Raw genomic sequence first — 25,890 nt, 5'->3', positions numbered from 1 at the left:
TCGCAAAACGTGTCGCGTGTCAGGTCGCTTACTTGCCGACGATGCTCAGGGTGGGCGGCAGCTTCGGGCCGAATGGCGCACCAGGGGCGAATGGGTCGGGCAACAGTTGCTCCGGGCATTCGCTGATGAAAGTCGCGGTAGCGAGTTGGCAGGCGTTGAACAACGGCGCGTCATTCCACTCCTGCCGTCGGCGTGCGGCGCTGTCCTCGAGCGCATAGGCGAATACCAGCTCAGCCAAACCGGTCGCGCCATCCTCCCGCGCTTCCTCCCGCTCCACGGCGTTGACTGCCAGCAGATCGCATAACCGGTCGAACCCTAGGCCATCTGCCAGCCTCTCGGTGTCCAGCATTAGCGAGCGGCCGAAAGCGCCCAGCACCTTGCGCAAGTCGTTCCATTCGGCGCTCCGGTGCTCAGTGGCCTGCCGCTGGATCTCGTAGATTTTGTCGGCGGTGAAGGGGAGGTAGTGACGCAGTTTGCTGGCGTCGCGGCGCATGGCTTGGCGCTCGCTACGGATGGAATCTGCCCTCTGCCCGAAGATTCGGCAGATTCGGCGCGTGGTGATCAGGCTCGTACTCATGCTGGCGCCTGGCTTCTGGGCGATCTTCAGTAGGGCGATGACGACGTTGGTGTTCATGGATGTGTCTCCATGGGTATGCGGTCGTAGCTGGCGCGCAGGGTGGCGCCAGCCGTGCAATGGCGCCCTGTAGGCGCATAGCAGGCGCTGCAAACCATGACGTGGCTGAGGTATTGGTCGCGAGCCTTTCGCCATTCCGGTGTGGCGGTGGCGGCGTTCGCATGCGGGCCGGTGACGAACTGAGGAGGGCGCTCCACTTTGTTGGCCAGCGCCAGATGTGTGCGTGACATGGGCTTACCGGCTTTCTCGGGCTCGGTACCGATAAAGGCTGGCGACATGTGATCGAGCAGTGGTGAAAGTAGGCTCATTGCGACACCTCGCCCTGCTCGCTAGTAGTCCAATGTTCCTGTGATTTCAAAAACACCGGCAACAGCGGCAACACTGGCAACAGTCCCGTAAACCGTGGTCTCCAGGCGTGGCTGATGATGCCAAACCGTTGCCACCGGTTTTTTACTGGCAACAGTGATAACCAAATGAAAGGGGGGAGCCGGCCTCTTATATTGAAACTGATGTGTGTGTTGCCAGTTGTTGCCACTTTTTTTATAGGGTGGCAACGGCTGCAAGCCCCGTCCAACAAGGCCGTTGCCGGTGTTGCCACTGTTGCCAGTGATTCTAGGTTCCTGTGAAGTCGGGCATTCCGGGTGGATGGTGCTTGGGGGGCGTTCATGCTCCACCTCCTTCACGATCGATGCTCTCTGGATCGATCACGTAGAGACGCGCCTGGCCACCACCTGGGAGTCGGTAGTTTTTGGTTTTGCGTTCGGTGTTATGGCAAGCGAGAACGTTGGCGCCCTCCAGTGCCTTGATGATGCGATTCAGGCCATAGCCATTAGCGGCCTCGATAAGCGCCGGCTTGTTGAAGAGGTACAACCGGTTGGTGCCGACCAGCTCCCAGTAGCCCGCACGATTGAACACTTTGGTGTCAGGTACTTGGTCGTCGACGTCGGAAAAGCGACTGCTGCCGTGGCGGTCGATGAAGTCATGGATGCCGGCTAGGATCTGGCGATCTTCGGCATTGCCGCTGCCAACCCGGCTGAGCCATTCGCCATACAACAAACGGCAGTCCGCAAGGGCTTTACCAGGTTCCCAAGGTAGAAGGCCGTAAGCGGTCGCCATCTCGCCGGCGAGCGCAATCACAGCGAACCGGTCTGCGACACGACCGGCTTGGGCGTTGTCTTCCACAAAGCTGGCGCGAATCCCGGCGAAGTCCTTCAGTAGTCCTGGTCGGTCATCGCTCTCGATCAGCTTCTCTACAAAGGCTGGCCCAAGGTGGCCATGGTGAGCGCCAACCGCCACAGTGAGCTGCCGGTGAAAGTCCGCTCCCTCAAGGCCGTGCAATTCATCGAAGGCCCGGTGCGTGCGGGTGCCGGCGTTCACGTCGACCATGCGCAGCTCGGCGCCAGCGTGGGCTGCATTCCCGGATATGGCGGCGTGTTCGGAGAGGGACCGCTCGCCACTGGAGAGCGTCAGTAGGCGCCAGCTCAGTTTGGCGCGGCCCTCACGTTCGCGGGTCATGGTGCCTTTGCCCTGGCCGTTGGCGAGGGAGTAGGCCATTTCCTGTACTCGCTTGGGGTCGGCGCGCTTGATCTCGTCCAGCGGCAGGATGGTGTCGTTACGGCTCGACGCTTCGATTTCAAGCCCGCCCTTGGTCATGTCCCAACTGGCGGCGAACACGCCCGGGTCACCCCACACTGACGAGCCGATCAGTTGCGCCAGCGACTTGCCGCTCGAGCTGTCGCCCACAAGGTGAACACCTCCACCCAGCACGCCGACTAGGCTCAACAGGGGGCCGGCCAATGAGCAGCCGATCGCCAGCGTCAGTACCGGGTTGCCAGCACACTTGACGGCCACCTCCGACTGCCACAGCGCCAGCTCGCCGCGTCGACTGAATAACACCTGAGCCTTGTTGCTGGCCTGGTACCGCACATTGGCACCGCCGATTGTCCGCCCGGGGAGAACGAACGCCCCCGACTCATGCCAGCCCGGCCGGCTGGTGGTGGCAAATACTTCTGCAGGTTGCTGATCGAGAAGGTACTCCATGAACGTGCCGCGCTTCTTGAGCGCAATGATGACGCCCATGCCGAACAACGCGCGCCTGGCGTCCTCTCCGCTGCCGCCGAACACTTCCATGGCAATGATCCATTCCTTGATCGCGCCTTCGGTCACCAGTCGGAGCAGCCGGCCCTCGCTGCCGTCGTCACTGTTGGTGGTGCGAGCCAATACCGTGACGGGACTGGAGATCCATTCATCTGTGATAGGCCGATCGCCGACATCGCTTTCAGCGTCGTCCTGATCGGCCGAAGAGCGCTTAAAGCTATGCCAGTAAACGCCCGGGCGCAGCTTGCGGCCTTTCTCATTGGTCACCCAATGCTCGTATACGGCCCAGCAGGGACGATCTGGGGTTACTCTCGCCGTCCGATCAACATCGAATCCAGCAAGCTGGTCACACACCTCGCGCTCTCTCGTTACAGCCGTCTGCAATTGCTCCATATCGATCGCGCTGAGAGCTTCGCCGCGATCCAACTGCGCGGCAGCGATGCTCTGGATAAGTCTCGCTTGGCTGCGAGCGCTCTCAAGTGATCTACGCCGGTAGTCGAGTCGTGCTGTGTCGCTCAAATTTCCAGCGAACAAGTCTTTCAGTTCAAGGCCTACAGCTGCGAGAACGTCAGAGGTATGGCAGCCACCGAAACAATGAATTAACACGCGACCGTCAGTGCCGGACGCGACGCTTAATGACGGCGACTTATCCTGATGCGCAGGACATTTAGCCATGTAGCTATCGGCTCCGGATTTCTTCACTCCGTCTAGCCGGGGAAGCACAAGGCAATGAAGGGGATCATCGGCGACGACGGTTAGCTTGGGAGAGCTCCTCATGCGTTGCTCCCAGCGAATGCCCGACAGACCCGACCATTGTTCACGGCGTGCCAGTGAGTGATCTCGTCGATTGAATCGACCGGGCAGGCCGTCACCAGAGCATCAGCACTACGCATCACAATGCGGCCAGCTTCCGCGTCAGCCTTAGTCAGGAAGGGCCCCAGCAGCGCCTTAGGCACCTTCGGGTGGGTGACGTAAAACAGTTCGGTGGCTTTCTTCGGGGTGAGCGAACCCACCAGCGCATCGCGGCGCTGTTGAAAATTAGTCATGGTTAAGCCTCCTCGGAGTCTTTAGGTTCGAACCGCTCGGCGCCGCTGCGAATAGCGCGTAGGCCAAGTACCGCCGCCCTCGTTACTGAATCAGCAAAACCGATTTCAAGGCAGGTGGCGCGACCGCACATATCAATAATTGCGGACTTGATGGCGTGGAACGCTTCGGTTTCATCGTGAGCAGCCAGCTCGGCAACTTCGCCATCGAAGCAGGCGATGCCCTTTTTCCAGTCTGCCGGCACCCCGTAGTTGTACCGAGGCCAGTTGATGAGTCGGCCTTCGTCATCGCGCTTTGTGAAGCTCAGGTCGTCACGGCATAGGATGGGGCGTTTGGCTACGGCATTCATAGTTCACCCCCTTGCTCAGCGATAACGCCATTCAGCAACTCAGCCCAGGCCATAGCGGTGTGCTGCGCCATTACGGCGGCAACGCGGGCAAGGATGATTGGCGTGGTGGGCGAGGCGATGACGGCAAGCGCCAGGCTCAGCAATACAAGGACGCCTTGCACGTCTCGCAGGTCATCGAGAGTGCAATGGGTTGGTGCTGCGATGGGCTGAATGGGGAAGGTCATGCTTCACCCCCTGCGCTCTCCAGCTTTCTGGTCATCTCGTCTACGTCACCCAGGCCCGACAGCATGCCTTCAGTCAGGTAGGAACCGATTTCTGCAAGGGTCGCGCAGTCCCGCCCCTCACAGTGTTTTGCGTTGTGTTTGATGGTGCGCATCAGGGCATCAAGCCACACGGCGTAGGCCTTGTCACAGTGGAGCTGGTCAACTGCGGCACTTGCGACATCATTCACAACGTCGACTTTCAGCTTGGTGCTCATTTGGCACCCCCAGCAGCTTCCAAGGTGCGGGCAATGCTCATGTTGGCGTTGTAGCGGGTTAGACGGACGGACAGCGGATAGTTTGCGCGGAGTGAGCTCAGCGCCATGTGGCGGTGAACAATAGCGCGAATTTTGGACGGAATGAGGGTGGTCATTGGTGTAGCTCCTTTTTCAGAGGAACCACCGCGGCCTGCCGCCAAGCAGAGAAGGGTGGCGAATTGCACAGGATTGGCGGATCGGGGAAAAAGGAACCCGACGCACCCGAGGGTGCTCCTGCGCAACCCGCCATAACGCGAGAATGCGGGCACAAAAAAAGCGCCTGCAATCGTAATGGGGGCGCTGTTGCGCCTTTTTCTGGTCGACCCGCCAAGGTCGTTGTCAGCAATGTGACAGAGCAGACGATACCGGCGGGCGTGATTGCTGGCAAGAGAAGTTATAGACCACTCATCGCGGGGCATGAGCAAGGCATTCATCATGGGCGCACGTCCTCCAGATCGAGTGGAAGCTTGAGTTGATCCCTCAGGTGGGCGACGTGCTGGTAAACGCTAGGCTTGTCATAACGCCAGTGAGCTAGGCGCCGACCACTGCTGCTGGCTTCCTTCTTGCGGGCCTCCAGCGTCTGGCAGGCGTGCCCATACCGTGCTTCGCGGAACGCCATTATCAGACTCGACTTCAGCTCTACGACGCGATCAGTGTTGCGAGACAGCGCCAGCAGGAAGAACGCTTGATCCTCGTTCAGCAACGCGAAACGAGCGTCACCACCGCCGTGTTGTCCGACTGGTCTTGCCTCCGTTTGAAACGGCAGCAAACCAAATTGTTTGATTTTGTCGGTGTAACGCTCGATCAGCGCCATCGTATTTTTGTGTTGATTGCCCAACTGCTCGGCGAGCTGTCTGCTATCAACTCGAGGCTCATCCTCGATCAGGGTCAACATAACTGCGTTCATGCCGCCACCTCACGCTTAACGTCAGCGGCGTTGCAAAGCATCTTCAGGACGTTGCGGGCGCGCTTACGCTCACTGGCTGGCAGGCTGTAGCGAGTCACCATGCAAGGCTGGCCCCAGTGGTTAGGCACACGCTCGGGCTGGCGGTTGAAGTTCAGCCCGTAGGCATTGGAAAGCCTGCTGATGGTCGAGTGGAGACAGTGGTCGCCCAGGCGCTCGGCCTCGAAGCGGTTGAGGCTGTGATCCTGAAGCATAAAGGCCAGGACGCGACTGATCTTCGTCGGCGCTTTCCCTGTGCTGGTGGTAATATCGGCGGGCGAGGGGTCGGTCTGCTGGTTAAGGGGCTGGCTCTTTTTCATTTCAGGCCACCTCGCGCAGCGCAATGCGCTGGCGCACCCATTCTTGAGCTTCAGCCAAAACCCAGCCAACAGGCGCCCCACGCGATTTGCTATCGCTCAGTGGCACGGGGCGTGGAAAGGTCGGATCGTCTTTCAGGCGTTTGTAGATGGTAGGGCGGGCGTAGCCAGTGATGGCCGATAGTTCGCTGATGCGGATGATGACCGTGGCGGGGTCGAATTGGTGAATGGTCGCAGCGGCTGGCTGTATATGAGCTTGGGTCGAGTGCATAGTTCTGTATCCCGAGTGATAGAGACTGGTGTGTCCTCGGGTTCAGATTTAAAGGGGTTACGCCCAGCAACAGAAGTCATGGACAAGCTTGGTTTTCGTTCCGGATGAGCTATCGGCGAAAGCCTTTCCGGCACCTTGGTGCCGGGATTTTAATCCGGAACTCAGGAGGGGGCGGGCGACTCCGGAAGGGTTTTTTCTAGTTTTGATTCCGCTTCGGCAGCCCTCCGTTCCGCCTTGTCTTTTTCCACCACCTGGCCCAGGTATCTTTCAAGCCTGGTAGTGGCACCAATTAGGCGAACCGTCTCTGACGTAATGCTCTGCTCCATTAGCGGTTTGACTACTTTCCTAATCCGCTCCCCCATATCGACGTCTCTGTCCTCAAAGGTGATCGAGTTGGGTGGAAACAGTGCATTCGCTATCTGGTTATTCGTGAAGCGTACGCCTTTGATTTCTGCCCATTGGTACAGATCAAAGGCCGCTAGAATTCTGTACTTGTGCCATTTTTGAAAATCGTCGTCGCTTATGGGCTTTTTGAATCGCTCATTCATATCGCTTCTGACTCCTGCGAGCCAAACGCTAAAAGCAAGCTTGAGTGTTTCGTCGTCGCTATCGAGGTCAACCGTAATTGGGACGCCGTGGCAGAACTCTGGAGCAAGCCAGCCAACCTTTTCCAACGCTTCTTTTTTTAGCGAGCTTCCACTTTCGTAAATACTGACTACCTCCTCTAACAGCTCCGCTGGGGCATCCTTACCTACGACAGAGCAAGTGCCTGCCAAGAGTCGTCCACTGACCAAGACGCAGAGATTACTGCCAGATCGGCAGCAATCATCGATCTCACTGGAAATGGATCAGTGTGGCGCTCGATCAATCCAAAATCGCCAGGGATGCGGCCGGCAAAGGTTCTAAAATAACTTTCCTGCTGGTCCTTTCCTAAAAATGGCTTCGTCTTTATAAACAGCGCGCGCATTTCTATGCTCACGCCCCACTGATCATGCGATAGAGATGTTTGATAATCTCTGAGATCAAACCATTCTGGAATTTCGGCTCTGGCCATACTGTCCCCCGGGCGGGCTTCCTGGAATAAATCAGCTTTCCATGCGGGAGAGTCGCCCGCTATTTACTAATTTGGTTAGCCGAACTTTCTGTTTTTTGGACTGGTTATTTAACCAGTAATAGCATTCAGTCTATATCTGTCTATGCGCACAAAGGAAGGCCCGCGTCAGGCCCTCTTGATCGACACGACATTGCCCCGAGCTAGGGTGTCCAGATGGTCGGCGTACCATTGCATCATGGTCGTGCGTTGGGCCAAGTACTGGGCTTTGTTGTACACGCCAGCGACGCCGGGCTTCTTGTGTGAAAGCTGGGCTTCGACATGGTTCTCGTCGAATCCGTTTTCGTTGAGCACCGTTGACGCGATGTGTCGAAAGCCATGTCCGGTCTGCCGACCTTCATATCCCATCCTGCGGAGCGCCATCAGAAACACGGTGTCACTGCGCGGCTTGGTGTGATCACTGCGGCCTGGGAACAGAAGTGGATAGCTGCCTGTGTATTGGCGTAGTTCTTCCAGAGCTTCGATCGCTTGAGTCGAAAGCGGCACCAGGTGCTCAAGTCCTTTTTTCCGGCCTTTTCGCTCGACGGGGATTGTCCAAACCTTCTTGGCAAAGTCGAACTCAGACCACTTTGCCTCGCGCAACTCACTGGGGCGCACAGCGAACAGGCTCAGCAAGCGCAGACCGAGGCGCACGTCGTGGGCGTGGGGGTAAGCTGCGATAGCGCGGATCAGGCTCGGCAGTTCATCCGCCGACACGTGGGCGTAGTTCTCTGCCTTTCCTGACTGGAGGTATTTTTGAAGGCCTTCAAGCGGGTTGTGAGTTGCGCGGCCGGTTACTCTTGCCAGGTCGTAGACGTCTCGGCAGTACGAGCGAACACGGCTCATCTGCTCGAGGATACCCTGCTGTTCCATGCCCCGAAGAAACTCCATCCATTCGAGCGGGGTGATCTCTGCATAGGGGCGCTTACCGAACACTGGGAAAACATGACGCTCGAAGGCGCCCATGATTCGCTTCGCCGTGCCTGTGTCCCAATTGGTGAGTCGTGAGGTGTACCATTCCCGCGCCAGCGGCTCGAATGTCTCGCCGGCAATGTTCCTTTCCGCTTTCTTGCGAGCCTGCTTTGTGACGATCGGGTTCTTGCCGTCAGCGGCGTCGGCGCGCAACTCGGCAGCTTTCTGCCTAGCCACCGATCCGCTCACATCGGGATAACCGCCCAGCCCAAGCCATGACCATTTTCCGTCGGGCTTCTTGTAGCGAAGCTGCCAGGACTTCTGACCGTCAGTTTTCACGCGGAAATAAAGGCTGTTCCCGTCGAGCTCGCGATACTCCTTGGCGTCAGGCTCTAGCCCGGCCAATGCGGTGTCGGAGAGGGGACGGCGCTTTATCTCTGAACGCTTCATTTGGCTTGTATCCCTTCGGTTCAATTATTTGTCGAGGATACACAGCGGGATACACGAAGGGAAGATATAGGGGGATACAGGGAGAGATAGCCAGAAACAAGAAAGCCCGCACTAGGCGGGCTTCTTGATGTTGCTTAGAGACTCATGGAGACATCTCTAAACAGGTACTTGGTGGCTACACAGGGACTTGAACCCCGGACCCCAGCATTATGAATGCTATGCTCTAACCAACTGAGCTATGTAGCCAAGTGGCGCGCATTATTGGCTCGTAATGATGATGTGTCAAGCGCAAATCTAAAATATTTCTCTACGCTTTCAACCGCTTATCCACCTGAGCCGAAAAAACGGCTCAGGTGAGGGCGTCAACTGAGCTGAAATCTCCCGGTATTCGCGCTTAAGGCCTTGCTGCCCTGGCTCAGCGTGTCTGCTGCCAGGTTCACCGCCCGCGCACCTTCGAGCAAGCGTACTGCCGCCTGATCGACTTGCTGGATGTTGCCGCTGACTTCATCGGCGGTAGTCGCTTGCTCGTCAACCGCTGTGGCGATCTGCGCCAGGGTATCGGTGACGCTCTGCACCGCACTGGCGATTTCCCCCAGGCGCTCACCGAGACCAGTGACCGCTTGCGCGTCGGATTGTGCCTGGCCGCAGGCGGCTTCCATCAGGCTCACCGCTTCGTTTACCGTGTTGCGCAGGCTGTCGACAGTGCCGGCGATCTGCGCGGTAGAGGACTGGGTACGTTGCGACAGGCTGCGCACTTCGTCGGCCACCACCGCAAAGCCGCGACCTTGTTCGCCGGCGCGGGCGGCCTCGATGGCGGCGTTGAGTGCCAGCAGGTTGGTCTGCTCGGCGACGCCGCGAATGGTGTCGACCACCAATTGAATCTGCTGCCCTTGTTCACTCACCCGGCCGAGTGCCGCAGCGGTGTCGTTCAGGCGTTGATTGAGCTGCTGAATGCTGGCGGTCGTGCGTTGGCTGTCACGGCTGCTGTCGGCGGCGATGCGCTGGGTGTGTTGAGCGCTGCCGGAGGCCTGTTCGCAACTCTGGGCGACCCCTTGCGAGGTGGCGGCCAATTGCGTGGCCGCCGCAGCGATCTGGCTGATCTGCAATTGCTGGGCTTCGACTTCCCCAAGCGCGCCGCTGGAATGGTGATTGAGCGTGCGCACCGCATTGCTCAGTTGCAAGGTTTCATGATCGACCCCCAGCAGGCTGTTGCGCAGCTGCACCACCGCCACGTTGAGGGCGGTGCTGATCGCCGCCAGTTCGTCGCGGCCCTCCACCGGTACTTGCAAGCTCAAATTGCCGTCGCGCAACGCTTCGGCCAGCAGCGTGATACCGCTGGCGCTGCGACGGATCGAGGCCTGCAAGCAGATGAACAGGTACAACGCGGCCAGAAGCAGGCAACCAAAGATCGTCGCCACCAGGATGAACTGGCGAATCGCCGAACCATGGTAGTAATCCAGACGCTGATCCAGCGACACCAAGGACTGCTGGCGCAACGAAGCGAGGTCGGTCAGCAGGGTGTCCAGACTGCGTTCGAACTCCTCAGGCTTGAGTTTGATGCTGCCGCCGAACACACCGTCATCGAGGACTTTCAGCTCGGCGTCGAGGTGCTTGAGGCTGTCGTGATATTGCCCGGCCCAGGCTTGCAAGACGCTGGGTAAACGCGCTTCCAGGAGGCTCGCGGTTTTTACGAGTTGCTCCCGGGCGTCGCCGATGCGGCTACGCAGGTCGCGCAGTTGCAGACGGCTTTGCAGGGTGAACTGCCCGGACACCACTGAGGCCTGGCCGACGCTGGCCAGACGGCCGACGCGTTCGATCAGGTCCGGTGCATGCTGCGTGGAAATCTGGGTCAGCAGGTAGGTTTCCAGCCACGGCGCAAGCGTCAGGCGATTGTCCATGGCGATCTGTTCGCGCAAGGCTTGCAGGGCGCTCAAGGCGTTGGTGAAGCGATCGTAACCGTCCGGCCACCAGCCAACGCTGCTCAGGCTTTTCGAGTCGAGGCCATTGAGGGCGGTTTGCAAGGCTTGATAGCGGGCGAGGGTTTCACCTTCGGCGCCTTCGGTTTGCAGCGCGTTGCCGAGGTCCGAGGTGGCTTGGGCAACGGCCGGCTGAACCGCATCAAATGCCGCCATCGCCGCGAGCGTGGCAGGCGTTGGCTGACGATTGGTTTCCGTGGCGCGCCAACGGGCAGCGCGGTCACGTTGGGCGGCGAGCACGTTATCCAGAGCATCCAGGGCGAGCAATTGACGGACCCCGGCACGCTCGCCGGAGATCAGGTTCAGTTTGTCGCGATAGTCCTGGCCGATCATCAACAGGCTGCCTGCCAGCGGCAGGATAAACAGCAAAAACAACAGCTGAAATTTGCGTGCGAAGCCGAAACGCCCCAGCAACCCGATCCCCGGTGATAAAAAAGCCTGCATGCCCCATGACTCCTCTGGACACCACGCCCCATTGGCGTGCGTCGAGGCCATTGCGACCACGACTTGTGCCCTTTTTAAAGGCCTCGAAAGTTCACCCTTGTCAGCTCTGTAGGCCGACTCTGTAGCGAAACTTCCCATTCTCGGTCCCCTTTGTAAGGGGCCGCGTTGAAGGGGATTAGGAAGGCAAGATTCAGACCATGGCGTTGCGCCATTACGTTAATTTTTGAAGTCGTTAGCAGGCTAAGGGGATGGCGCTGCTGCACTGAAAAATGGCACATTGACGCACTTGCCTGTGTGCACCCATCTGCTGTACGGAAATTCTCATGGCTATCAGCAATGTCCAGACCGGCGCTTCGCTGGCATCCGCGACTTCACAAAGCAGCCCTTTGGTCATGCGCATCATCGGCGCCGTGGCGTTGGCGCATTTGATCAACGACTTGATTCAGTCGGTGCTGCCGTCGATTTATCCGATGCTCAAGGCCAATTACGGCCTGACGTTTACTCAGGTTGGCTTGATCACCCTGACTTTCCAGCTGACGGCCTCGCTGCTGCAGCCGTGGGTCGGTTACCACACTGATCGACATCCCAAACCCTGGCTGTTGCCGGCCGGGACGGTGTGCACGCTGATCGGCATTCTGATGATGTCGGTGGTCGGTAGCTTCCCGATGATTCTGCTGGCGGCGGGGTTGATCGGTATCGGTTCATCGACCTTTCACCCGGAAGCCTCTCGCGTCGCGCGACTGGCTTCGGGTGGACGTTTCGGCCTGGCGCAATCGACCTTTCAGGTGGGTGGCAATGCAGGCTCGGCTTTCGGTCCTTTGTTGGCGGCGGCGATCATCATTCCTTTCGGCCAGGGCCATGTGGCCTGGTTCGGATTGTTCGCGGTGTTTGCGCTGTTCGTGCTCTACCGGATCAGCCGCTGGTACGCCAATCACTTGAACCTGTTCAAGCTCAAGCAAGGTCAGGCAGCGACGCACGGCCTGTCGAAACGCCGGGTGATCAGTGCGCTGGTGGTGCTTGGGTTGCTGGTGTTTTCCAAGTACTTCTACATGGCCAGTTTCACCAGCTACTTCACCTTTTACCTGATCGAGAAGTTCAATCTGTCGGTGGCCAGTTCGCAGCTGCACCTGTTCCTGTTTCTCGGCGCGGTAGCGGCGGGGACCTTCTTCGGCGGGCCGATCGGCGACAAGATCGGGCGTAAGGCGGTGATCTGGTTCTCGATCCTCGGCGTTGCGCCGTTCACCTTGATCCTGCCTCACGTCGACCTGTTCTGGACCAGCATTCTCAGTGTGGTGATCGGCTTCATCCTGGCGTCGGCGTTCTCAGCCATCGTGGTGTATGCCCAGGAACTGGTGCCGGGTAATGTCGGGATGATCGCCGGGGTGTTCTTCGGATTGATGTTCGGTTTCGGCGGGATTGGTGCGGCGTTGCTCGGGCACTTGGCGGACATTCACGGCATCGAGTACGTGTACTTCCTGTGTTCGTTCCTGCCGTTGTTGGGTGTGCTGGCGATCTTCCTGCCAAGAACCAAAAAAGCCTGAGCCCACGCAATTCCCTTTGTGGGAGCGAGCCTGCTCGCGTAGGCGGTATATCAGCCAACATCTTCGTTGAATGTTGGTCTGTATTCGCGAGCAGGCTCGCTTCCACATTGGTTCGGTGGTGTGGCGGGTGAATGTTTCGGGCACAAAAAAGCCGCGTCTAAACGCGGCTTTTTCTTGGGCAGGTGTTTTACACGTTGAAACGGAAGTGCATCACGTCGCCGTCTTTAACGATGTAGTCCTTGCCTTCCAGACGCCATTTACCGGCTTCTTTGGTGCCGGCTTCGCCCTTGTACTGGATGAAGTCGTCATAGGCGATGACTTCGGCGCGGATGAAGCCTTTTTCGAAGTCGGTGTGGATCACGCCAGCGGCTTGTGGTGCGGTGGCACCGACGCGGACGGTCCAGGCGCGGACTTCTTCGACACCGGCGGTGAAGTAGGTCTGCAGGTGCAGCATCTCATAGCCAGCGCGGATCACGCGGTTCAGGCCAGGCTCTTCGAGGCCCAGGGCTTCGAGGAACATGTCTTTCTCTTCGCCGTCTTCCAGCTCGGCGATTTCGGCTTCGATCTTGTTGCAGACCGGAACCACCATGGCGCCTTCTTCTTCGGCGATGGCTTTGACGATGTCCAGCAGCGGGTTGTTCTCGAAACCGTCTTCAGCGACGTTGGCGATGTACATGACCGGCTTGGTGGTCAGCAGGTGGAAGCCACGGATCACTGCTTTGTCATCGGCACCCATGTTCTTCATCAGGGTGCGCGCTGGCTTACCGAGGGTGAAGTGAGCGATCAACTGCTCCAGCAGGCCCTTCTGGACAACGGCGTCCTTGTCGCCACCCTTGGCGTTGCGGGCAACTTTCTGCAGTTGCTTCTCGCAGCTGTCGAGGTCGGCGAAGATCAGTTCCAGGTCGATGATTTCGATGTCGCGTTTCGGGTCGACGCTGTTGGAGACGTGAATCACGTTCTCGTCTTCGAAGCAGCGGACCACGTGAGCGATAGCATCGGTTTCACGGATGTTGGCGAGGAACTTGTTGCCCAGGCCTTCACCTTTCGAGGCACCGGCAACGAGGCCCGCGATGTCGACGAATTCCATGGTGGTCGGCAGGATGCGCTTTGGATTGACGATGGCCGCCAGGGCTTCCAGGCGCGGATCCGGCATCGGCACGATACCGGTGTTCGGCTCGATGGTGCAGAAGGGGAAGTTCTCGGCCGCGATCCCGGATTTGGTCAGGGCGTTGAACAGGGTGGACTTGCCGACGTTAGGCAGGCCGACGATGCCGCAATTGAATCCCATGGTGTTTTCCCCGAGGAGTAGAGTCAGGCCTTCTGGCTGTGCAGGTTTTTCATCGCGCGGTTCCATTCACCGGCGAGGATATCCGGCAGCACGCCGAGGGCAAAGTCGATGCTGGCATCGAGTTTTTCCTGTTCGGCGCGTGGCGCACGACTCAGGACGAAGTTTGAAACCATACTGGCAACGCCCGGGTGGCCAATGCCAAGCCGCAAGCGGTGAAAGGTATTCTGATTGCCCAGTTGCGCGATGATGTCGCGCAACCCGTTGTGACCGCCATGGCCGCCGCCCTGTTTGAGCTTGGCAACGCCGGGTGGCAGGTCGAGTTCGTCGTGCGCCACGAGTATCTCTTCCGGCTTGATGCGAAAGAAGCCGGCAAGCGCCGCTACGGCCTGGCCGCTGCGGTTCATGTACGTGGTGGGAATCAGCAGGCGAACATCCTGACCCTGATGCGAATAGCGCCCGGTCAGGCCGAAATATTTGCGATCGGCCACAAGGTTGACACCCTGTGCGTTCGCGATGCGCTCAACAAAAAGGGCCCCTGCGTTATGCCGGGTCTGTTCGTATTCAGCGCCTGGATTTCCCAGGCCAACGATCAGTTTGATGGCAGTCACGATAGGGACCCTTCCTTGGAGTGGTGGATAACATCGCCGCAATCAGTGTGTGCGGCGAAAGTGGACGACAAGTGCTCATTTACCATTATGTAAACTCCGCGTTCTCGCCCGCTTTCTCGCTACGTTCCAGTCCGCGATGTTACTTGATCACTCCGGCATCACAGAGTGAATTACTCTGCAGCGCCTTCTTCAGTAGCTTCTGGAGCAACACGTGGAGCGTGAACGTTGGCAACAGCCAGGTCGTTACCGTGAGCCAGAGCAACAAACTCAACGCCTTTAGGGGCTTTGAGGTCGGACAGGTGAATGATCGAGCCGACTTCGGCATCAGCCAGGTCAACTTCGATGAATTCAGGCAGGTCTTTCGGCAGGCAGGAAACTTCGATTTCCGAAACAACGTGCGAAATTTCGCCGCCTTTCTTGATCGGAGCAGCTTCGCCAACAAAGTGTACAGGCACGATAGCGGTCAGTTTCTGGCCAGCTACAACGCGTACGAAGTCAGCGTGCATCACGTGGCCTTTGGCCGGGTGACGCTGCAGAGCCTTGATGATTACGTTTTGCTTGGTGCCGCCAACGTTCAGCTCGATGATGTGGCTGTAAGCCGCTTCGTTTTCGAGCAGTTTGGCAACTTCTTTAGCCAGCATGCTGATGGATTCAGGGGCTTTTTCGCCACCGTAAACTACAGCAGGTACCAGGCTTGCGAGACGACGCAGGCGGCGGCTCGCACCTTTCCCCAGGTCGGAACGCACTTCAGCATTCAGAGTAAAATCGTTCATGTTGTATCTCCAAAATAACCACATTCGCCCCAGCGTTTGCGACCAGCGCTAAAGGCGATATGGGCAAAAAAGCCCCGCCCCGACAGGAATGCCGGGGCGGGGCGCTTTTCGTCAACGAGATATTCGAGAAGGGCAGGGCCCTTAACGGAACATCGCGCTGATCGATTCTTCATTGCTGATGCGGCGGACCGCTTCGGCAACTACCGGCGCGATATCCAGTTGACGGATACGCGAGCAGGCTTGAGCAGCAGCGGACAACGGGATGGTGTTAGTCACCACCAGTTCGTCCAGCATGGAATTTTCAATGTTTTCGATCGCCCGACCGGACAGCACAGGGTGTGTGCAGTAGGCGAAAACCTTGGCAGCGCCATGCTCTTTCAGGGCCTTGGCCGCGTGGCACAGAGTGCCGGCGGTATCGACCATGTCATCGACCAGAATGCAGGTACGCCCTTCGACATCACCGATGATATGCATCACTTCAGAGTGATTGGCTTTCTCACGGCGTTTGTCGATGATCCCGAGATCCACGCCCAGGGATTTGGCAACAGCACGTGCACGCACGACGCCACCAATGTCCGGGGACACGATCATCAGGTTTTCGAAGCGCTGATCTTCAATGTCATCCACCAGTACCGGGGAGCCGTAGATGTTATCTACCGGAATATCGAAGAAACCCTGGATCTGGTCAGCATGCAGATCAACCGTGAGAACACGGTCGATGCCGACTACGGTAAGCATGTCAGCAACGACTTTCGCGCTGATAGCCACACGTGCGGAACGCGGACGGCGATCCTGACGGGCATAACCAAAGTAAGGAATTACAGCAGTGATACGAGTAGCCGAGGAGCGGCGGAAGGCATCAGCCATCACTACCAGTTCCATCAGGTTATCGTTGGTCGGAGCGCAAGTCGGCTGAATAATGAAGACATCTTTACCGCGGACGTTTTCATTGATCTCGGCTGTAATTTCGCCGTCGGAAAACTTACCGACAGAGATGTCACCGAGAGGGATATGCAGCTGACGTACGACACGTCGAGCCAGATCGGGGTTAGCGTTCCCCGTAAAGACCATCATCTTGGACACGCGCAGTACCTAGAGGCTGAGGGTAACCTGGATGAGTATAGGAAAATGGCAGGGGCGGCTGGATTCGAACCAACGCATGGCAGGATCAAAACCTGCTGCCTTACCGCTTGGCGACGCCCCTGTATCTGTTGCAACGAGTACCCAGTACTCGATTCCTTTTAGAGCAGACTTTGCAGCTTGCGATGCAACATCGAAACGTTGCTTCCTTTTGCTACAAACCCTGTAAGGGTCTCTGTCAGAAGGGCCGAGACTTTATCAGCTTCAGCTTTGCTTGGGAAGCCCCCAAACACACAACTTCCAGTTCCGGTGAGTTTTGCTTCGGTAAATTTACCTAACAAATTCAATGCGTTACGTACATCTGGATAACGCCTTGCTACCACCGGTAAGCAGTCATTTCGACTGTTTCCCTTGGGAACGGGGCGCACTTTAATGGGAGGAGAGTTACGTGTCAACAGTGGATCTGAAAAAATTTCTGCTGTACTTACAGATACTTGCGGCACAAGCACGAGATACCACGGTTCTTCGGGGTCTACAGGGGTGAGTTTCTCCCCGACGCCTTCGGCGAAAGCCGCGTGGCCACGCACGAAAACCGGGACGTCGGCGCCCAGCGTCAAGCCCAGAGCGGCCAGTCGATCCTCATCCCAGCCCAGTTGCCAGAGATGATTCAGGCCGAGCAATGTCGTTGCGGCATTCGAACTGCCGCCACCGATTCCACCGCCCATGGGCAGGATTTTTTCGATCCAGATGTCGATGCCGAGCGAACAACCGGATTGCTCCTGAAGTTTTTTCGCGGCTCGAACAATCAGATTGCTGTCGTGAGGAACGCCGTCGAATTCGGTGTGCAGTTGAATCACACCATCGTCACGCACGGCGAAGGTGATTTCATCGCCGTAATCGAGAAACTGAAAAATCGTCTGCAGCTCGTGGTAACCGTCTTCACGGCGACCGAGGATGTGCAGCATCAAATTGAGTTTGGCCGGGGAGGGCAGCGTCAAGCGCGGGGCCGTCATGTTCATTGCCCCAGTTTGCGAGGTAGCCATTCCTTGATCACCAGCGTGACGTCAAGGTCGGTGCCGTGCAGCTTGATCCGGTCGGGCAGCCAAAAGCCGTTTTGCTCGGCATAGCTGAGGTATTCGACCTGCCAACCATCCTGATCCAGATTGGCCAGGCGGCTGTCGGCATCCAGGGTCAGGCGGCTTTTGCTGTCCGGTGCGGGGAGCCCGCGGACCCACCAGGCCAGATGGGACACCGGCAATTTCCAGCCAAGCTGTTCTTCAAGCAGGGCTTCCGGGGTCGGCGCTTCATAGCGACCCTGGTTGGCAACTTCCAGCGAGACCTTGCCGGGGCGACCGGTCAGGCGTGCTGCACCGCGACCCAGGGGGCCGGAGAGGCGAATGTCGTAGTACTCCTGTCGCTGCAGCCAGAACAAGGTGCCACTGCCCGAGTCTTTGGGTGCGCGGATGCCGATTTTGCCGTTGATCTGCCAGCCGTCGAGGCCGGTCAATTGCTGTTTGTGCTCGCGCCATTGGGCCGGGTCACCTTGGCCCTGGACCGATTCGCGGGCGCCGAAGCCTGCGCAACCGGCGAGCAGGGCGATGAAGCTGAATACGATGAGGTGGCGCAAAAACATAATCTTAAAGAGTCTCTGATCCGGTCAGGCGCTTGATGGTGCCGCGCAGAATTGGGCTGTCGGGCTGCTCCTTGAGGAACTTGCCCCAGATTTGTTTGGCTTCCCGTTGCTTGCCGTTGGCCCACAGGACTTCACCCAGGTGAGCAGCGACTTCCTGGTCGGGGAAGCGCTCCAGGGCCTGGCGCAAGTAACGTTCGGCCTCATCGAGATTGCCCAGGCGGAAATGCACCCAGCCAAGACTGTCGAGTACCGCCGGGTCTTCCGGATTGATCTGGTGTGCCTGTTCGATCAGGGCCTTGGCTTCAACGTAACGCGTCGTGCGGTCGGACAGGGTGTAGCCGAGGGCGTTCAACGCCATCGCATTATCCGGGTCGCGCTTGATGATCAGTCGCAGGTCTTTTTCCATCTGCGCCAGGTCATTACGTTTTTCTGCCTGCATGGCGCGGGTGTACAGCAGGTTCAGATCGTCCGGGTATTGCTGCAAGGCTTTCTGCAAAACATTCCAGGCCTTGTCGCCCTGTTTGTTGGCGGACAGGGTTTCGGCTTCGATCAGATACAGCTGGATCGCGTAATCGGGCTGCTCTTCGCGCTCGGCCGCCAGACGGCTTTGGGCTTCGGCGGTCTTGCCGTTGTTCATCAGGATATCGGCCTGACGCAATTGCGCCGGCAGGTAATCGTTACCCGGGCCGACCAGTCCGTACTCGACCAATGCGCCTTGGGGATCGTTGCGCTCTTCAGCGATACGGCCGAGGTTCAGGTGCGCCGAATCGACGTGGCTTTCCCGGGCGATCAGGTCTTCCAGGTAGCCCTTGGCCTCGTCCCATGCCTTGGCTTCCAGGCACACCAGCGCCAGGGAGTAACGCAGATCGTCGTCTTCCGGATACTGCTGGACCAGGCTCGAGAACTCGACTTTGGCATCGTCCATGCGGTCCTGTTCGACCAGCATGCGTGCGTAGGTCAGGCGTAGGCGTTTGTCATCCGGGTACTTCTTGATGCTTTTTTGCAGCAGCGGCAAAGCTTCATCGCCACGATTGAGCGTTTGCAGCAGGCGCGCGCGCAGCAGAATCGGCGCTATTTCACCGTCGTCCGGCGGATTGTCTTCCAGCAGGGTCAGTGCACCCTTGACGTCACCGTCCTGTTGCATCAGCAAGGCCTTTCCGAAAATCAGCTGGCTATTGTTCGGATGACGCTGCAACAACCGGTCAAAACTTTTCGTCAACCCGTTGCGCGTTTCCTGGTCGGTATCGGCGGCGGACAGGGCGAGGAAGTCGAAATGGGTGTCGCCCTTGCCTTGCAGGACTTTTTCCATATAGACCATGGAGTCGTCATAACGCCCGGCGCGAGCCAGTTGCACGGCCGCGGCCCGTTGCGCCTCGAGGTCGTCCGGGGCGTTTTTCGCCCAGATCAGCGCGGTATCCAGCGCGGCCTGATCGGCGCCCAGGTACTCGGCGATGCGGAATGCCCGCTCCGAGATGCCCGGATCCTGAGTGTTGATGGCCTGGGTCACATAGTTGTCCAGGGCAATGTCGAAACGATTGCGCTGGCCAGCCAGTTCGGCGCTCAACAGGCTGAAGACGGTTTCTTCGCTGAATGAACTGTAAACCTTGGGCTTTTCAGGGGCCGGAGTGCTGTCTTCGACCGGCGGCGTACCGTCCGACGAAACGGGAGCCAAAGTCTGGCAGCCGCTGAGGAAGACAAAAGCGAGGAGCAACGCGGAAGATCTATTCATATAGGAAGAGGACGACTAACCTGCGGTCGGATCATCATGACACAAGCCTTCGGCCAAACATAACCGGCCTGGCAATTTACCCGCGCACGCATTCCCCGTAGGAGCTGCCGAAGGCTGCGATCTTTTGATCTTGTCCTTCGGTGCCCCTTGAGCTGCCAAAAGATCGCAGCCTTCGGCAGCTCCTACAAAGCCCGGTGACTGTGTAAATAAGAACCGCTCGCAGCCCGTGAGGGTGTCTACAGGGGTGATAGATATCGAGTAGTTGTTCTGGCTCTGTCGAAGTAGGACAATTGCCGGCTTCACGTCACCATCAGCGACCTTGAATGGCCTTCCTTGCACTCGGTATTAACCACAAGACTGCTTCAGTAGACGTCCGCGAGCGCGTGGCCTTTACCCCTGAGCAGCTGGTGGAGGCCTTGCAGCAGCTCTGCCGACTCACCGACAGCCGCGAAGCTGCGATCCTCTCCACCTGCAATCGCAGTGAACTCTATATAGAACAGGATCACCTTTCGGCTGACATCGTGTTGCGCTGGCTGGCCGATTATCACCATTTGAGCCTCGAAGAGCTGCGTGCGAGCGCTTATGTGCACGAAGATGATGCGGCAGTTCGTCACATGATGCGGGTGGCCTCCGGGCTCGACTCGCTGGTGTTGGGCGAACCGCAGATTCTCGGCCAGATGAAATCGGCCTACGCCGTGGCCCGTGAGGCCGGCACCATCGGTCCGCTGCTCGGGCGTTTGTTTCAGGCGACGTTCAACGCCGCCAAGCAGGTGCGCACCGACACCGCCATCGGTGAAAACCCGGTGTCCGTGGCGTTTGCCGCGGTCAGCCTGGCGAAACAGATTTTCAGCGACCTGCAACGCAGTCAGGCCTTGCTGATCGGCGCCGGCGAGACCATTACCCTGGTCGCCCGTCACCTGCATGAGCTGGGGGTCAAGCGCATCGTCGTGGCCAACCGTACCCTGGAACGCGCGAGCATTCTGGCCGAGCAGTTCGGTGCTCATGCGGTGTTGCTCTCGGACATCCCGGCCGAACTGGTGCGCAGCGACATCGTCATCAGCTCCACCGCCAGCCAGCTGCCGATTCTGGGCAAGGGCGCCGTGGAAAGCGCCTTGAAGCTGCGCAAGCACAAGCCGATTTTCATGGTGGATATCGCCGTACCACGGGATATCGAGCCGGAAGTCGGCGAGTTGGACGACGTTTACCTGTATAGCGTCGACGATCTGCACGAAGTGGTCGCCGAAAACCTCAAGAGCCGTCAGGGCGCTGCGCAAGCAGCGGAAGAGATGGTCTCGGTCGGCGCGGAAGATTTCATGATCCGCCTGCGCGAGCTGGCGGCGGTGGATGTGCTCAAGGCCTATCGTCAACAAAGCGAGCGCATGCGCGACGAAGAATTGCTGAAGGCCCAGCGCATGCTGGCCAACGGTAGCAGCGCCGAAGACGTGCTGGTGCAACTGGCGCGCGGCCTGACCAACAAACTTTTGCACGCACCGAGCGTGCAGTTGAAAAAGCTCTCTGCCGAAGGTCGCCTCGATGCACTGGCCATGGCCCAGGAACTCTTTGCCCTCGGTGAGGGCTCATCGGATAGCTTTTCGGATAAAAAACCGCAATGAAAGCGTCACTGCTCAATAAGCTGGACATCCTCCAGGACCGTTTCGAGGAATTGACCGCCTTGCTTGGCGACGGCGAAGTCATTTCCGATCAGAACAAATTCCGCACCTATTCCAAGGAATACGCGGAAGTCGAGCCGATTGTCGACACCTATAAACAGCTGCTTAAAACCCAGGGCGACCTCGACGGTGCCCAGGCATTGCTCAAGGACAGCGACCCGGACATGCGTGAAATGGCCGTGGAAGAAGTCCGCGAAGCCAAGGAGCGACTGATCGAGCTCGAAGCTGACCTGCAACGCATGCTGCTGCCCAAGGACCCGAACGACGGGCGCAATGTGTTCCTCGAAATCCGCGCCGGTACCGGCGGTGACGAGGCGGCGATTTTCTCCGGCGACCTGTTCCGCATGTATTCGCGTTACGCCGAACGGCGTGGCTGGCGGGTGGAGATCCTGTCGGAGAACATCGGTGAACACGGCGGCTATAAAGAAGTCATCGCCCGGGTTGAAGGCGACAGCGTCTACGGCAAGCTGAAATTCGAGTCCGGTGCCCATCGCGTACAGCGTGTGCCAGCCACCGAATCCCAGGGGCGCATTCACACCTCGGCTTGCACCGTGGCGGTGTTGCCCGAGCCGGACGAGCAGGAAGCCATCGAGATCAACCCGTCGGATTTGCGCATCGACACCTACAAATCCTCCGGGGCCGGTGGTCAGCACGTCAACAAGACGGACTCGGCGATCCGCATCACCCACTTGCCGTCCGGTATCGTCGTCGAGTGCCAGGAAGAACGTTCCCAGCACAAGAACCGCGCCCGGGCGATGTCCTGGTTGTCGGCCAAACTCAACGACCAGCAGACCAGCGCCGCCGCCAATGCCATCGCCAGTGAGCGTAAATTGCTGGTGGGTTCGGGCGATCGCTCCGAGCGGATCCGCACCTACAACTTTGCCCAGGGCCGGGTCACCGACCACCGGGTCAACCTGACGCTGTATTCCCTCGATGAAATCCTCGCCGGTGGCGTCGATGCCGTGATCGAACCGTTGCTGGCCGAGTACCAGGCCGACCAATTGGCAGCGATAGGTGACTAAATGACGATCATTGCCAGCTTGTTGCGCGCCGCTGATTTACCCGACTCGCCCTCGGCGCGCCTGGATGCCGAACTGCTGCTGGCGGCTGCGTTGGGCAAGTCCCGCAGTTTTCTGCACACCTGGCCGGAGCGCATCGTCCCGAGCGAAGCCGCACTGAAATTTGCCGAGTATTTGCAGCGTCGCCGTGGTGGTGAGCCGGTGGCGTACATCCTTGGCCAGCAAGGTTTCTGGAAGCTCGATCTGGAAGTGGCGCCGCACACGTTGATCCCGCGCCCGGACACCGAGCTGCTGGTGGAAGCCGCGCTTGAACTCCTGCCAGCCACACCGGCCAGGGTTCTCGACCTTGGCACCGGCAGCGGCGCCATCGCCCTGGCCTTGGCCAGCGAACGTCCGGCCTGGAAGGTCACCGCCGTGGATCGCGTGCTCGAAGCCGTGGCCCTGGCCGAGCGCAATCGTCAGCGCCTGCACCTGAACAACGCCACCGTGCTGAGCAGTCATTGGTTCAGCGCCCTGGAAGGTCAGCATTTTCAGCTGATCATCAGCAACCCGCCTTACATCGCATCGGCCGATCCGCATCTGGTGGAAGGCGACGTCCGCTTCGAGCCCGCCAGTGCCTTGGTGGCCGGCATCGATGGGCTCGACGATTTGCGTTTGATTGTTGCCCAGGCGCCGGATTACCTCGAAGCGGGCGGCTGGTTGATGCTCGAACACGGTTACGATCAAGCCGAAGCGGTGCGCGATTTGCTGCTGACCCGCGGCTTTGAAGAAGTCCACAGCCGCACCGATCTGGGCGGTCACCAACGTATCAGCCTGGGGCGCCTGCCGTGCTGAATGATCAGGAATTGTTGCGCTACAGTCGGCAGATTCTGTTGCAACACGTCGACATCGACGGTCAGTTGCGACTGAAAGAAAGCCGCGTGTTGATCGTCGGCCTTGGCGGTCTCGGCTCACCGGTTGCGCTTTACCTCGCCGCCGCAGGCGTCGGTGAACTGCATCTGGCGGACTTCGACACCGTCGACCTGACCAACCTGCAACGCCAGATCATTCATGACACCGACAGCGTCGGCGTGACCAAGGTCGACTCGGCGATCCGTCGTCTGAACGCGATCAACCCCGAGATCCAACTGATTGCCCATCGTGCGGCGCTGGACGAAGATTCCCTGGCCGCTGCGGTCGCTGCCGTGGATCTGGTCCTCGACTGTTCCGACAATTTTTCCACCCGCGAAGCGGTCAACGCCGCTTGCGTGGCCGCCGGCAAGCCTTTGGTCAGTGGCGCGGCGATTCGCCTCGAAGGGCAGCTGTCGGTGTTCGACCCGCGCCGCCCGGAAAGCCCTTGCTACCACTGTTTATACGGGCATGGCAGCGAAGCCGAACTGACGTGCAGCGAAGCCGGCGTCATAGGGCCTTTGGTTGGGCTGGTCGGCAGCCTCCAGGCGCTGGAAGCCATGAAACTGCTGGTGGGTTTTGGCGAGCCGCTGGTGGGGCGTCTGTTGTTGATCGATGCCTTGGGCTCGCGCTTTCGTGAATTGCGGGTCAAGCGTGATCCGGGCTGCAGCGTCTGTGGGCCGAAACATGCGTGAAGCGCCGATTGGCGTGTTCGACTCCGGTGTCGGCGGGCTTTCGGTGCTGGCCGAGATCCAGCGGTTGCTGCCCAATGAATCACTGCTGTACGTCGCCGATTGCGGGAATATTCCCTACGGTGAGAAAACCCCGGAATTCATCCGTCAGCGTTGCAGTGTGATGGCCGGTTTTTTTCAGCAGCAGGGCGCCAAGGCCCTGGTGCTGGCCTGCAACACGGCGACTGTCGCCGGTGTTGCGGATTTGCGCCGCGATTATCCTGAGTGGCCTATTGTCGGCATGGAGCCCGCAGTCAAGCCGGCCGCCGCCGCGACCCGCAGCGGCGTGGTCGGTGTACTGGCCACCACCGGCACCTTGCAGAGCGCCAAGTTCGCCGCGTTACTCGACCGCTTCGCCACTGATGTACGGGTAATCACTCAACCGTGCCCCGGCCTCGTGGAGCTGATTGAAAACGGCGATCTGCACAGTCCGGTCTTGCGCCAGTTGCTTGCCGGCTATGTCGCGCCGCTGTTGGGCGCCGGGTGCGACACGATAATTCTCGGTTGCACGCATTATCCCTTTCTAAAGCCTATGCTTAAGCAGATGATCCCGGATGACATCAGCCTGATCGACACCGGCGCTGCGGTGGCACGGCAACTTCAACGTCTATTGGCCGAGCGTGAATTGCTCGCTGAAGGACCTGCTCGTGAGGCGCAATTCTGGACGAGTGCCGATCCGGACCAGTTCAGAAATATCTTGCCGATACTGTGGAATACGTCTGGCGTTGTGCGAAGCTTCGACGGGTAAGTAAATCTTGGGGCAAACGAGTAATTGGGGTGAACTTCTGATTAAGCGTCGACTTCTATAGTTTTAGTGACTGTTGGGCAACAAAAAAAACCTTACGAAAATCGTTCGGAAAAGGATGTTTCTAATGAAGCGACTATTCTGCTTGGCCGCGATTGCGACCGCACTGATGGGGCACAGTTTTACCGCTCAGGCGGCAGGCGTGGAGTTCGCGGTCGGCCAGACCAGCGAGTCGACCATGACCTATCGACTGGGCATGCAATTCGATTGGGACAAGAGCTGGCTGCAAAGTGACGTCGGTCGTTTGACCGGTTACTGGAGCGGCGCCTACACCTATTGGGAAGGCGACGAGGCCTCCAGTAACCACAGCCTGTCGTTCTCGCCGGTGTTGGTTTACGAGTTTGCCGGCCAGACCGTCAAACCTTATGTGGAGTTGGGTGTTGGCGTAGCGCTTTTCGCCAATACCGAAGTTGAAAACAACCAACTTGGCAGCGCTTTCCAGTTTGAAGACAGCTTCGGCTTTGGTCTGCGCTTTGCGGGCGGACATGAAGTCGGGATCCGCGCGACGCACTATTCCAATGCCGGGATCAGTAGTCCGAACAACGGTGTAGAGAGTTACGCGCTTCACTACACGATGCCGCTGTAAGGCTCGGTCAAATGTGGGAGCGAGCCTGCTCGCGATAGCGCTCTAACGGTCAACGCTGATGTTGAGTGTTAGTCCGTCATCGCGAGCAGGCTCGCTCCCACATTAGTTCTTCGGTGGTCTGACTTTCAGCGATACGCCGTGGTAATCCCCTGGCGTTCATCGATGCACTCCGGTGCCCCCGTCTCGAACTCCCGACAGATCAGCGGGCGTTTTTCGTAGATGGTGCACATCATCGTGTTGCGATCCAGCGCGGCGCACCAGCCGTCATCCAGGCGCAGCATGACTTCCCCGCCCCAATCATCGGTATCGATAAAACGTTCGGGCACGCCAGTGTCGGTGATCAGCATGACTTCGAGCTGGCAGCAGCAGGCTGCGCAGGTCGAGCACGTGATCGCAGGCTCGGCGAGTTGTGTGTGGGGAATGGTTTTCATGGCGCGCAGTGTAAGGCAGAGGGCCGATGCTGTGTGAAAGGCCTGACGGACGCTCAGTTGCAGG

The 25,890-nt window shown here is 58.8% G+C and carries 30 protein-coding genes and 2 tRNA genes; 7 read left to right on the top strand and 25 right to left on the bottom strand.

Annotation, left to right across the window (positions count from 1 at the left end):
- Positions 1-28: 28 nt before the first annotated feature.
- From ACYZUD_RS18300 to ACYZUD_RS18225, 16 genes are all read right to left on the bottom strand, one after another.
- On the bottom strand, positions 29-634 hold the full coding sequence (locus ACYZUD_RS18300) for a hypothetical protein (RefSeq protein WP_462019557.1): 606 nt from the start codon (positions 632-634) through the stop codon (positions 29-31).
- Positions 631-942: a hypothetical protein gene (locus ACYZUD_RS18295; RefSeq protein ID WP_462019556.1), complete on the bottom strand. Its 312-nt coding sequence runs from the start codon at positions 940-942 to the stop codon at positions 631-633. The genes ACYZUD_RS18300 and ACYZUD_RS18295 overlap by 4 nt, the downstream gene beginning before the upstream one ends.
- A 355-nt stretch (positions 943-1,297) precedes the next feature.
- The gene (locus ACYZUD_RS18290; protein ID WP_462019555.1) at positions 1,298-3,508 is read right to left on the bottom strand and encodes a DUF927 domain-containing protein; all 2,211 of its coding nucleotides are present in this window, start codon (positions 3,506-3,508) and stop codon (positions 1,298-1,300) included.
- Entirely contained in the window at positions 3,505-3,777 is a 273-nt protein-coding gene (locus tag ACYZUD_RS18285) for a hypothetical protein (RefSeq protein ID WP_462019554.1), read from the bottom strand. Before ACYZUD_RS18285 ends, ACYZUD_RS18290 begins: the two co-directional genes overlap by 4 nt.
- Before the next feature lie 2 nt (positions 3,778-3,779).
- The gene (locus ACYZUD_RS18280) at positions 3,780-4,124 is read right to left on the bottom strand and encodes a hypothetical protein (RefSeq protein ID WP_462019553.1); all 345 of its coding nucleotides are present in this window, start codon (positions 4,122-4,124) and stop codon (positions 3,780-3,782) included.
- The gene (locus ACYZUD_RS18275; protein ID WP_462019552.1) at positions 4,121-4,348 is read right to left on the bottom strand and encodes a hypothetical protein; all 228 of its coding nucleotides are present in this window, start codon (positions 4,346-4,348) and stop codon (positions 4,121-4,123) included. Before ACYZUD_RS18275 ends, ACYZUD_RS18280 begins: the two co-directional genes overlap by 4 nt.
- The gene (locus tag ACYZUD_RS18270) at positions 4,345-4,602 is read right to left on the bottom strand and encodes a hypothetical protein (RefSeq protein WP_462019551.1); all 258 of its coding nucleotides are present in this window, start codon (positions 4,600-4,602) and stop codon (positions 4,345-4,347) included. Before ACYZUD_RS18270 ends, ACYZUD_RS18275 begins: the two co-directional genes overlap by 4 nt.
- A complete protein-coding gene (locus tag ACYZUD_RS18265) occupies positions 4,599-4,757 on the bottom strand; it encodes a hypothetical protein (RefSeq protein ID WP_462019550.1) in 159 nt (52 codons plus the stop codon). The genes ACYZUD_RS18270 and ACYZUD_RS18265 overlap by 4 nt, the downstream gene beginning before the upstream one ends.
- A gap of 317 nt (positions 4,758-5,074) precedes the next feature.
- Positions 5,075-5,536: a Rha family transcriptional regulator gene (locus tag ACYZUD_RS18260; RefSeq protein WP_462019549.1), complete on the bottom strand. Its 462-nt coding sequence runs from the start codon at positions 5,534-5,536 to the stop codon at positions 5,075-5,077.
- A gap of 8 nt (positions 5,537-5,544) precedes the next feature.
- Entirely contained in the window at positions 5,545-5,904 is a 360-nt protein-coding gene (locus ACYZUD_RS18255; protein ID WP_462019548.1) for a hypothetical protein, read from the bottom strand.
- 1 nt (position 5,905) lies between these two features.
- Positions 5,906-6,172, bottom strand: a complete 267-nt coding sequence (locus ACYZUD_RS18250; protein WP_462019547.1) for a helix-turn-helix transcriptional regulator — start codon at positions 6,170-6,172, stop codon at positions 5,906-5,908.
- Positions 6,173-6,333: 161 nt separating this feature from the next.
- Positions 6,334-6,948: a DUF6387 family protein gene (locus ACYZUD_RS18245; protein WP_462019546.1), complete on the bottom strand. Its 615-nt coding sequence runs from the start codon at positions 6,946-6,948 to the stop codon at positions 6,334-6,336.
- Complete coding sequence (locus ACYZUD_RS18240) at positions 6,924-7,226, bottom strand: hypothetical protein (RefSeq protein WP_462019545.1); 303 nt, start codon at positions 7,224-7,226, stop codon at positions 6,924-6,926. The genes ACYZUD_RS18245 and ACYZUD_RS18240 overlap by 25 nt, the downstream gene beginning before the upstream one ends.
- Positions 7,227-7,391: 165 nt before the next feature.
- Positions 7,392-8,624, bottom strand: coding sequence for a tyrosine-type recombinase/integrase (locus ACYZUD_RS18235; RefSeq protein ID WP_462019544.1), 1,233 nt, complete (start codon positions 8,622-8,624; stop codon positions 7,392-7,394).
- A gap of 169 nt (positions 8,625-8,793) precedes the next feature.
- Positions 8,794-8,870 (bottom strand) — tRNA-Met (locus tag ACYZUD_RS18230).
- A 116-nt stretch (positions 8,871-8,986) separates the two neighbouring features.
- The gene (locus ACYZUD_RS18225; protein ID WP_462025067.1) at positions 8,987-10,522 is read right to left on the bottom strand and encodes a methyl-accepting chemotaxis protein; all 1,536 of its coding nucleotides are present in this window, start codon (positions 10,520-10,522) and stop codon (positions 8,987-8,989) included.
- An 845-nt stretch (positions 10,523-11,367) separates the two neighbouring features.
- Between ACYZUD_RS18225 and ACYZUD_RS18220 the strand changes: the two genes are divergently transcribed.
- Positions 11,368-12,585 (top strand): MFS transporter, encoded by a 1,218-nt coding sequence (locus ACYZUD_RS18220; protein ID WP_462019543.1) that lies wholly within the window; start codon positions 11,368-11,370, stop codon positions 12,583-12,585.
- A 187-nt stretch (positions 12,586-12,772) separates the two neighbouring features.
- On the opposite strand, the gene ychF is transcribed toward ACYZUD_RS18220, so the two are convergent.
- The 8 genes from ychF to ACYZUD_RS18180 form a co-directional block, all read right to left on the bottom strand.
- Positions 12,773-13,873, bottom strand: a complete 1,101-nt coding sequence (gene ychF / locus ACYZUD_RS18215; protein ID WP_008011955.1) for a redox-regulated ATPase YchF — start codon at positions 13,871-13,873, stop codon at positions 12,773-12,775.
- A 23-nt stretch (positions 13,874-13,896) separates the two neighbouring features.
- Complete coding sequence (gene pth / locus ACYZUD_RS18210; protein ID WP_462019542.1) at positions 13,897-14,481, bottom strand: aminoacyl-tRNA hydrolase; 585 nt, start codon at positions 14,479-14,481, stop codon at positions 13,897-13,899.
- A gap of 170 nt (positions 14,482-14,651) precedes the next feature.
- The gene (locus tag ACYZUD_RS18205; RefSeq protein ID WP_462025066.1) at positions 14,652-15,254 is read right to left on the bottom strand and encodes a 50S ribosomal protein L25/general stress protein Ctc; all 603 of its coding nucleotides are present in this window, start codon (positions 15,252-15,254) and stop codon (positions 14,652-14,654) included.
- Positions 15,255-15,395: 141 nt separating this feature from the next.
- A complete protein-coding gene (locus ACYZUD_RS18200; RefSeq protein ID WP_003208392.1) occupies positions 15,396-16,337 on the bottom strand; it encodes a ribose-phosphate pyrophosphokinase in 942 nt (313 codons plus the stop codon).
- Between the two features lie 46 nt (positions 16,338-16,383).
- A tRNA-Gln gene (locus ACYZUD_RS18195) sits at positions 16,384-16,458 on the bottom strand.
- Between the two features lie 37 nt (positions 16,459-16,495).
- Positions 16,496-17,347, bottom strand: coding sequence for a 4-(cytidine 5'-diphospho)-2-C-methyl-D-erythritol kinase (gene ispE / locus ACYZUD_RS18190; RefSeq protein ID WP_462025065.1), 852 nt, complete (start codon positions 17,345-17,347; stop codon positions 16,496-16,498).
- A gap of 2 nt (positions 17,348-17,349) precedes the next feature.
- Positions 17,350-17,967: a lipoprotein insertase outer membrane protein LolB gene (gene lolB / locus ACYZUD_RS18185; RefSeq protein ID WP_462019541.1), complete on the bottom strand. Its 618-nt coding sequence runs from the start codon at positions 17,965-17,967 to the stop codon at positions 17,350-17,352.
- Positions 17,968-17,971: 4 nt separating this feature from the next.
- Entirely contained in the window at positions 17,972-19,696 is a 1,725-nt protein-coding gene (locus ACYZUD_RS18180) for a tetratricopeptide repeat protein (protein ID WP_462019540.1), read from the bottom strand.
- Between the two features lie 323 nt (positions 19,697-20,019).
- Between ACYZUD_RS18180 and hemA the strand changes: the two genes are divergently transcribed.
- The 6 genes from hemA (at position 20,020) to ACYZUD_RS18150 (ending at position 25,395) form a co-directional block, all read left to right on the top strand.
- Positions 20,020-21,309, top strand: a complete 1,290-nt coding sequence (gene hemA / locus ACYZUD_RS18175) for a glutamyl-tRNA reductase (protein WP_462019539.1) — start codon at positions 20,020-20,022, stop codon at positions 21,307-21,309.
- The gene (gene prfA / locus ACYZUD_RS18170; protein WP_462019538.1) at positions 21,306-22,388 is read left to right on the top strand and encodes a peptide chain release factor 1; all 1,083 of its coding nucleotides are present in this window, start codon (positions 21,306-21,308) and stop codon (positions 22,386-22,388) included. The genes hemA and prfA overlap by 4 nt, the downstream gene beginning before the upstream one ends.
- Positions 22,389-23,219, top strand: coding sequence for a peptide chain release factor N(5)-glutamine methyltransferase (gene prmC / locus ACYZUD_RS18165; protein ID WP_462019537.1), 831 nt, complete (start codon positions 22,389-22,391; stop codon positions 23,217-23,219).
- Complete coding sequence (locus ACYZUD_RS18160; protein WP_462019536.1) at positions 23,213-23,968, top strand: molybdopterin-synthase adenylyltransferase MoeB; 756 nt, start codon at positions 23,213-23,215, stop codon at positions 23,966-23,968. The genes prmC and ACYZUD_RS18160 overlap by 7 nt, the downstream gene beginning before the upstream one ends.
- On the top strand, positions 23,961-24,752 hold the full coding sequence (gene murI / locus ACYZUD_RS18155) for a glutamate racemase (protein ID WP_462019535.1): 792 nt from the start codon (positions 23,961-23,963) through the stop codon (positions 24,750-24,752). The genes ACYZUD_RS18160 and murI overlap by 8 nt, the downstream gene beginning before the upstream one ends.
- Before the next feature lie 124 nt (positions 24,753-24,876).
- Positions 24,877-25,395: an acyloxyacyl hydrolase gene (locus ACYZUD_RS18150; protein WP_462019534.1), complete on the top strand. Its 519-nt coding sequence runs from the start codon at positions 24,877-24,879 to the stop codon at positions 25,393-25,395.
- Between the two features lie 125 nt (positions 25,396-25,520).
- Here ACYZUD_RS18150 and ACYZUD_RS18145 read toward each other — a convergent pair whose 3' ends face one another.
- The gene (locus ACYZUD_RS18145) at positions 25,521-25,826 is read right to left on the bottom strand and encodes a YkgJ family cysteine cluster protein (protein ID WP_462019533.1); all 306 of its coding nucleotides are present in this window, start codon (positions 25,824-25,826) and stop codon (positions 25,521-25,523) included.
- Positions 25,827-25,890: the final 64 nt, after the last annotated feature.

Source organism: Pseudomonas sp. XS1P51 (assembly GCF_054897845.1).
Note: the sequence above shows the minus strand (reverse complement) of the source record. Positions and strands in the feature narration are given on the sequence as shown.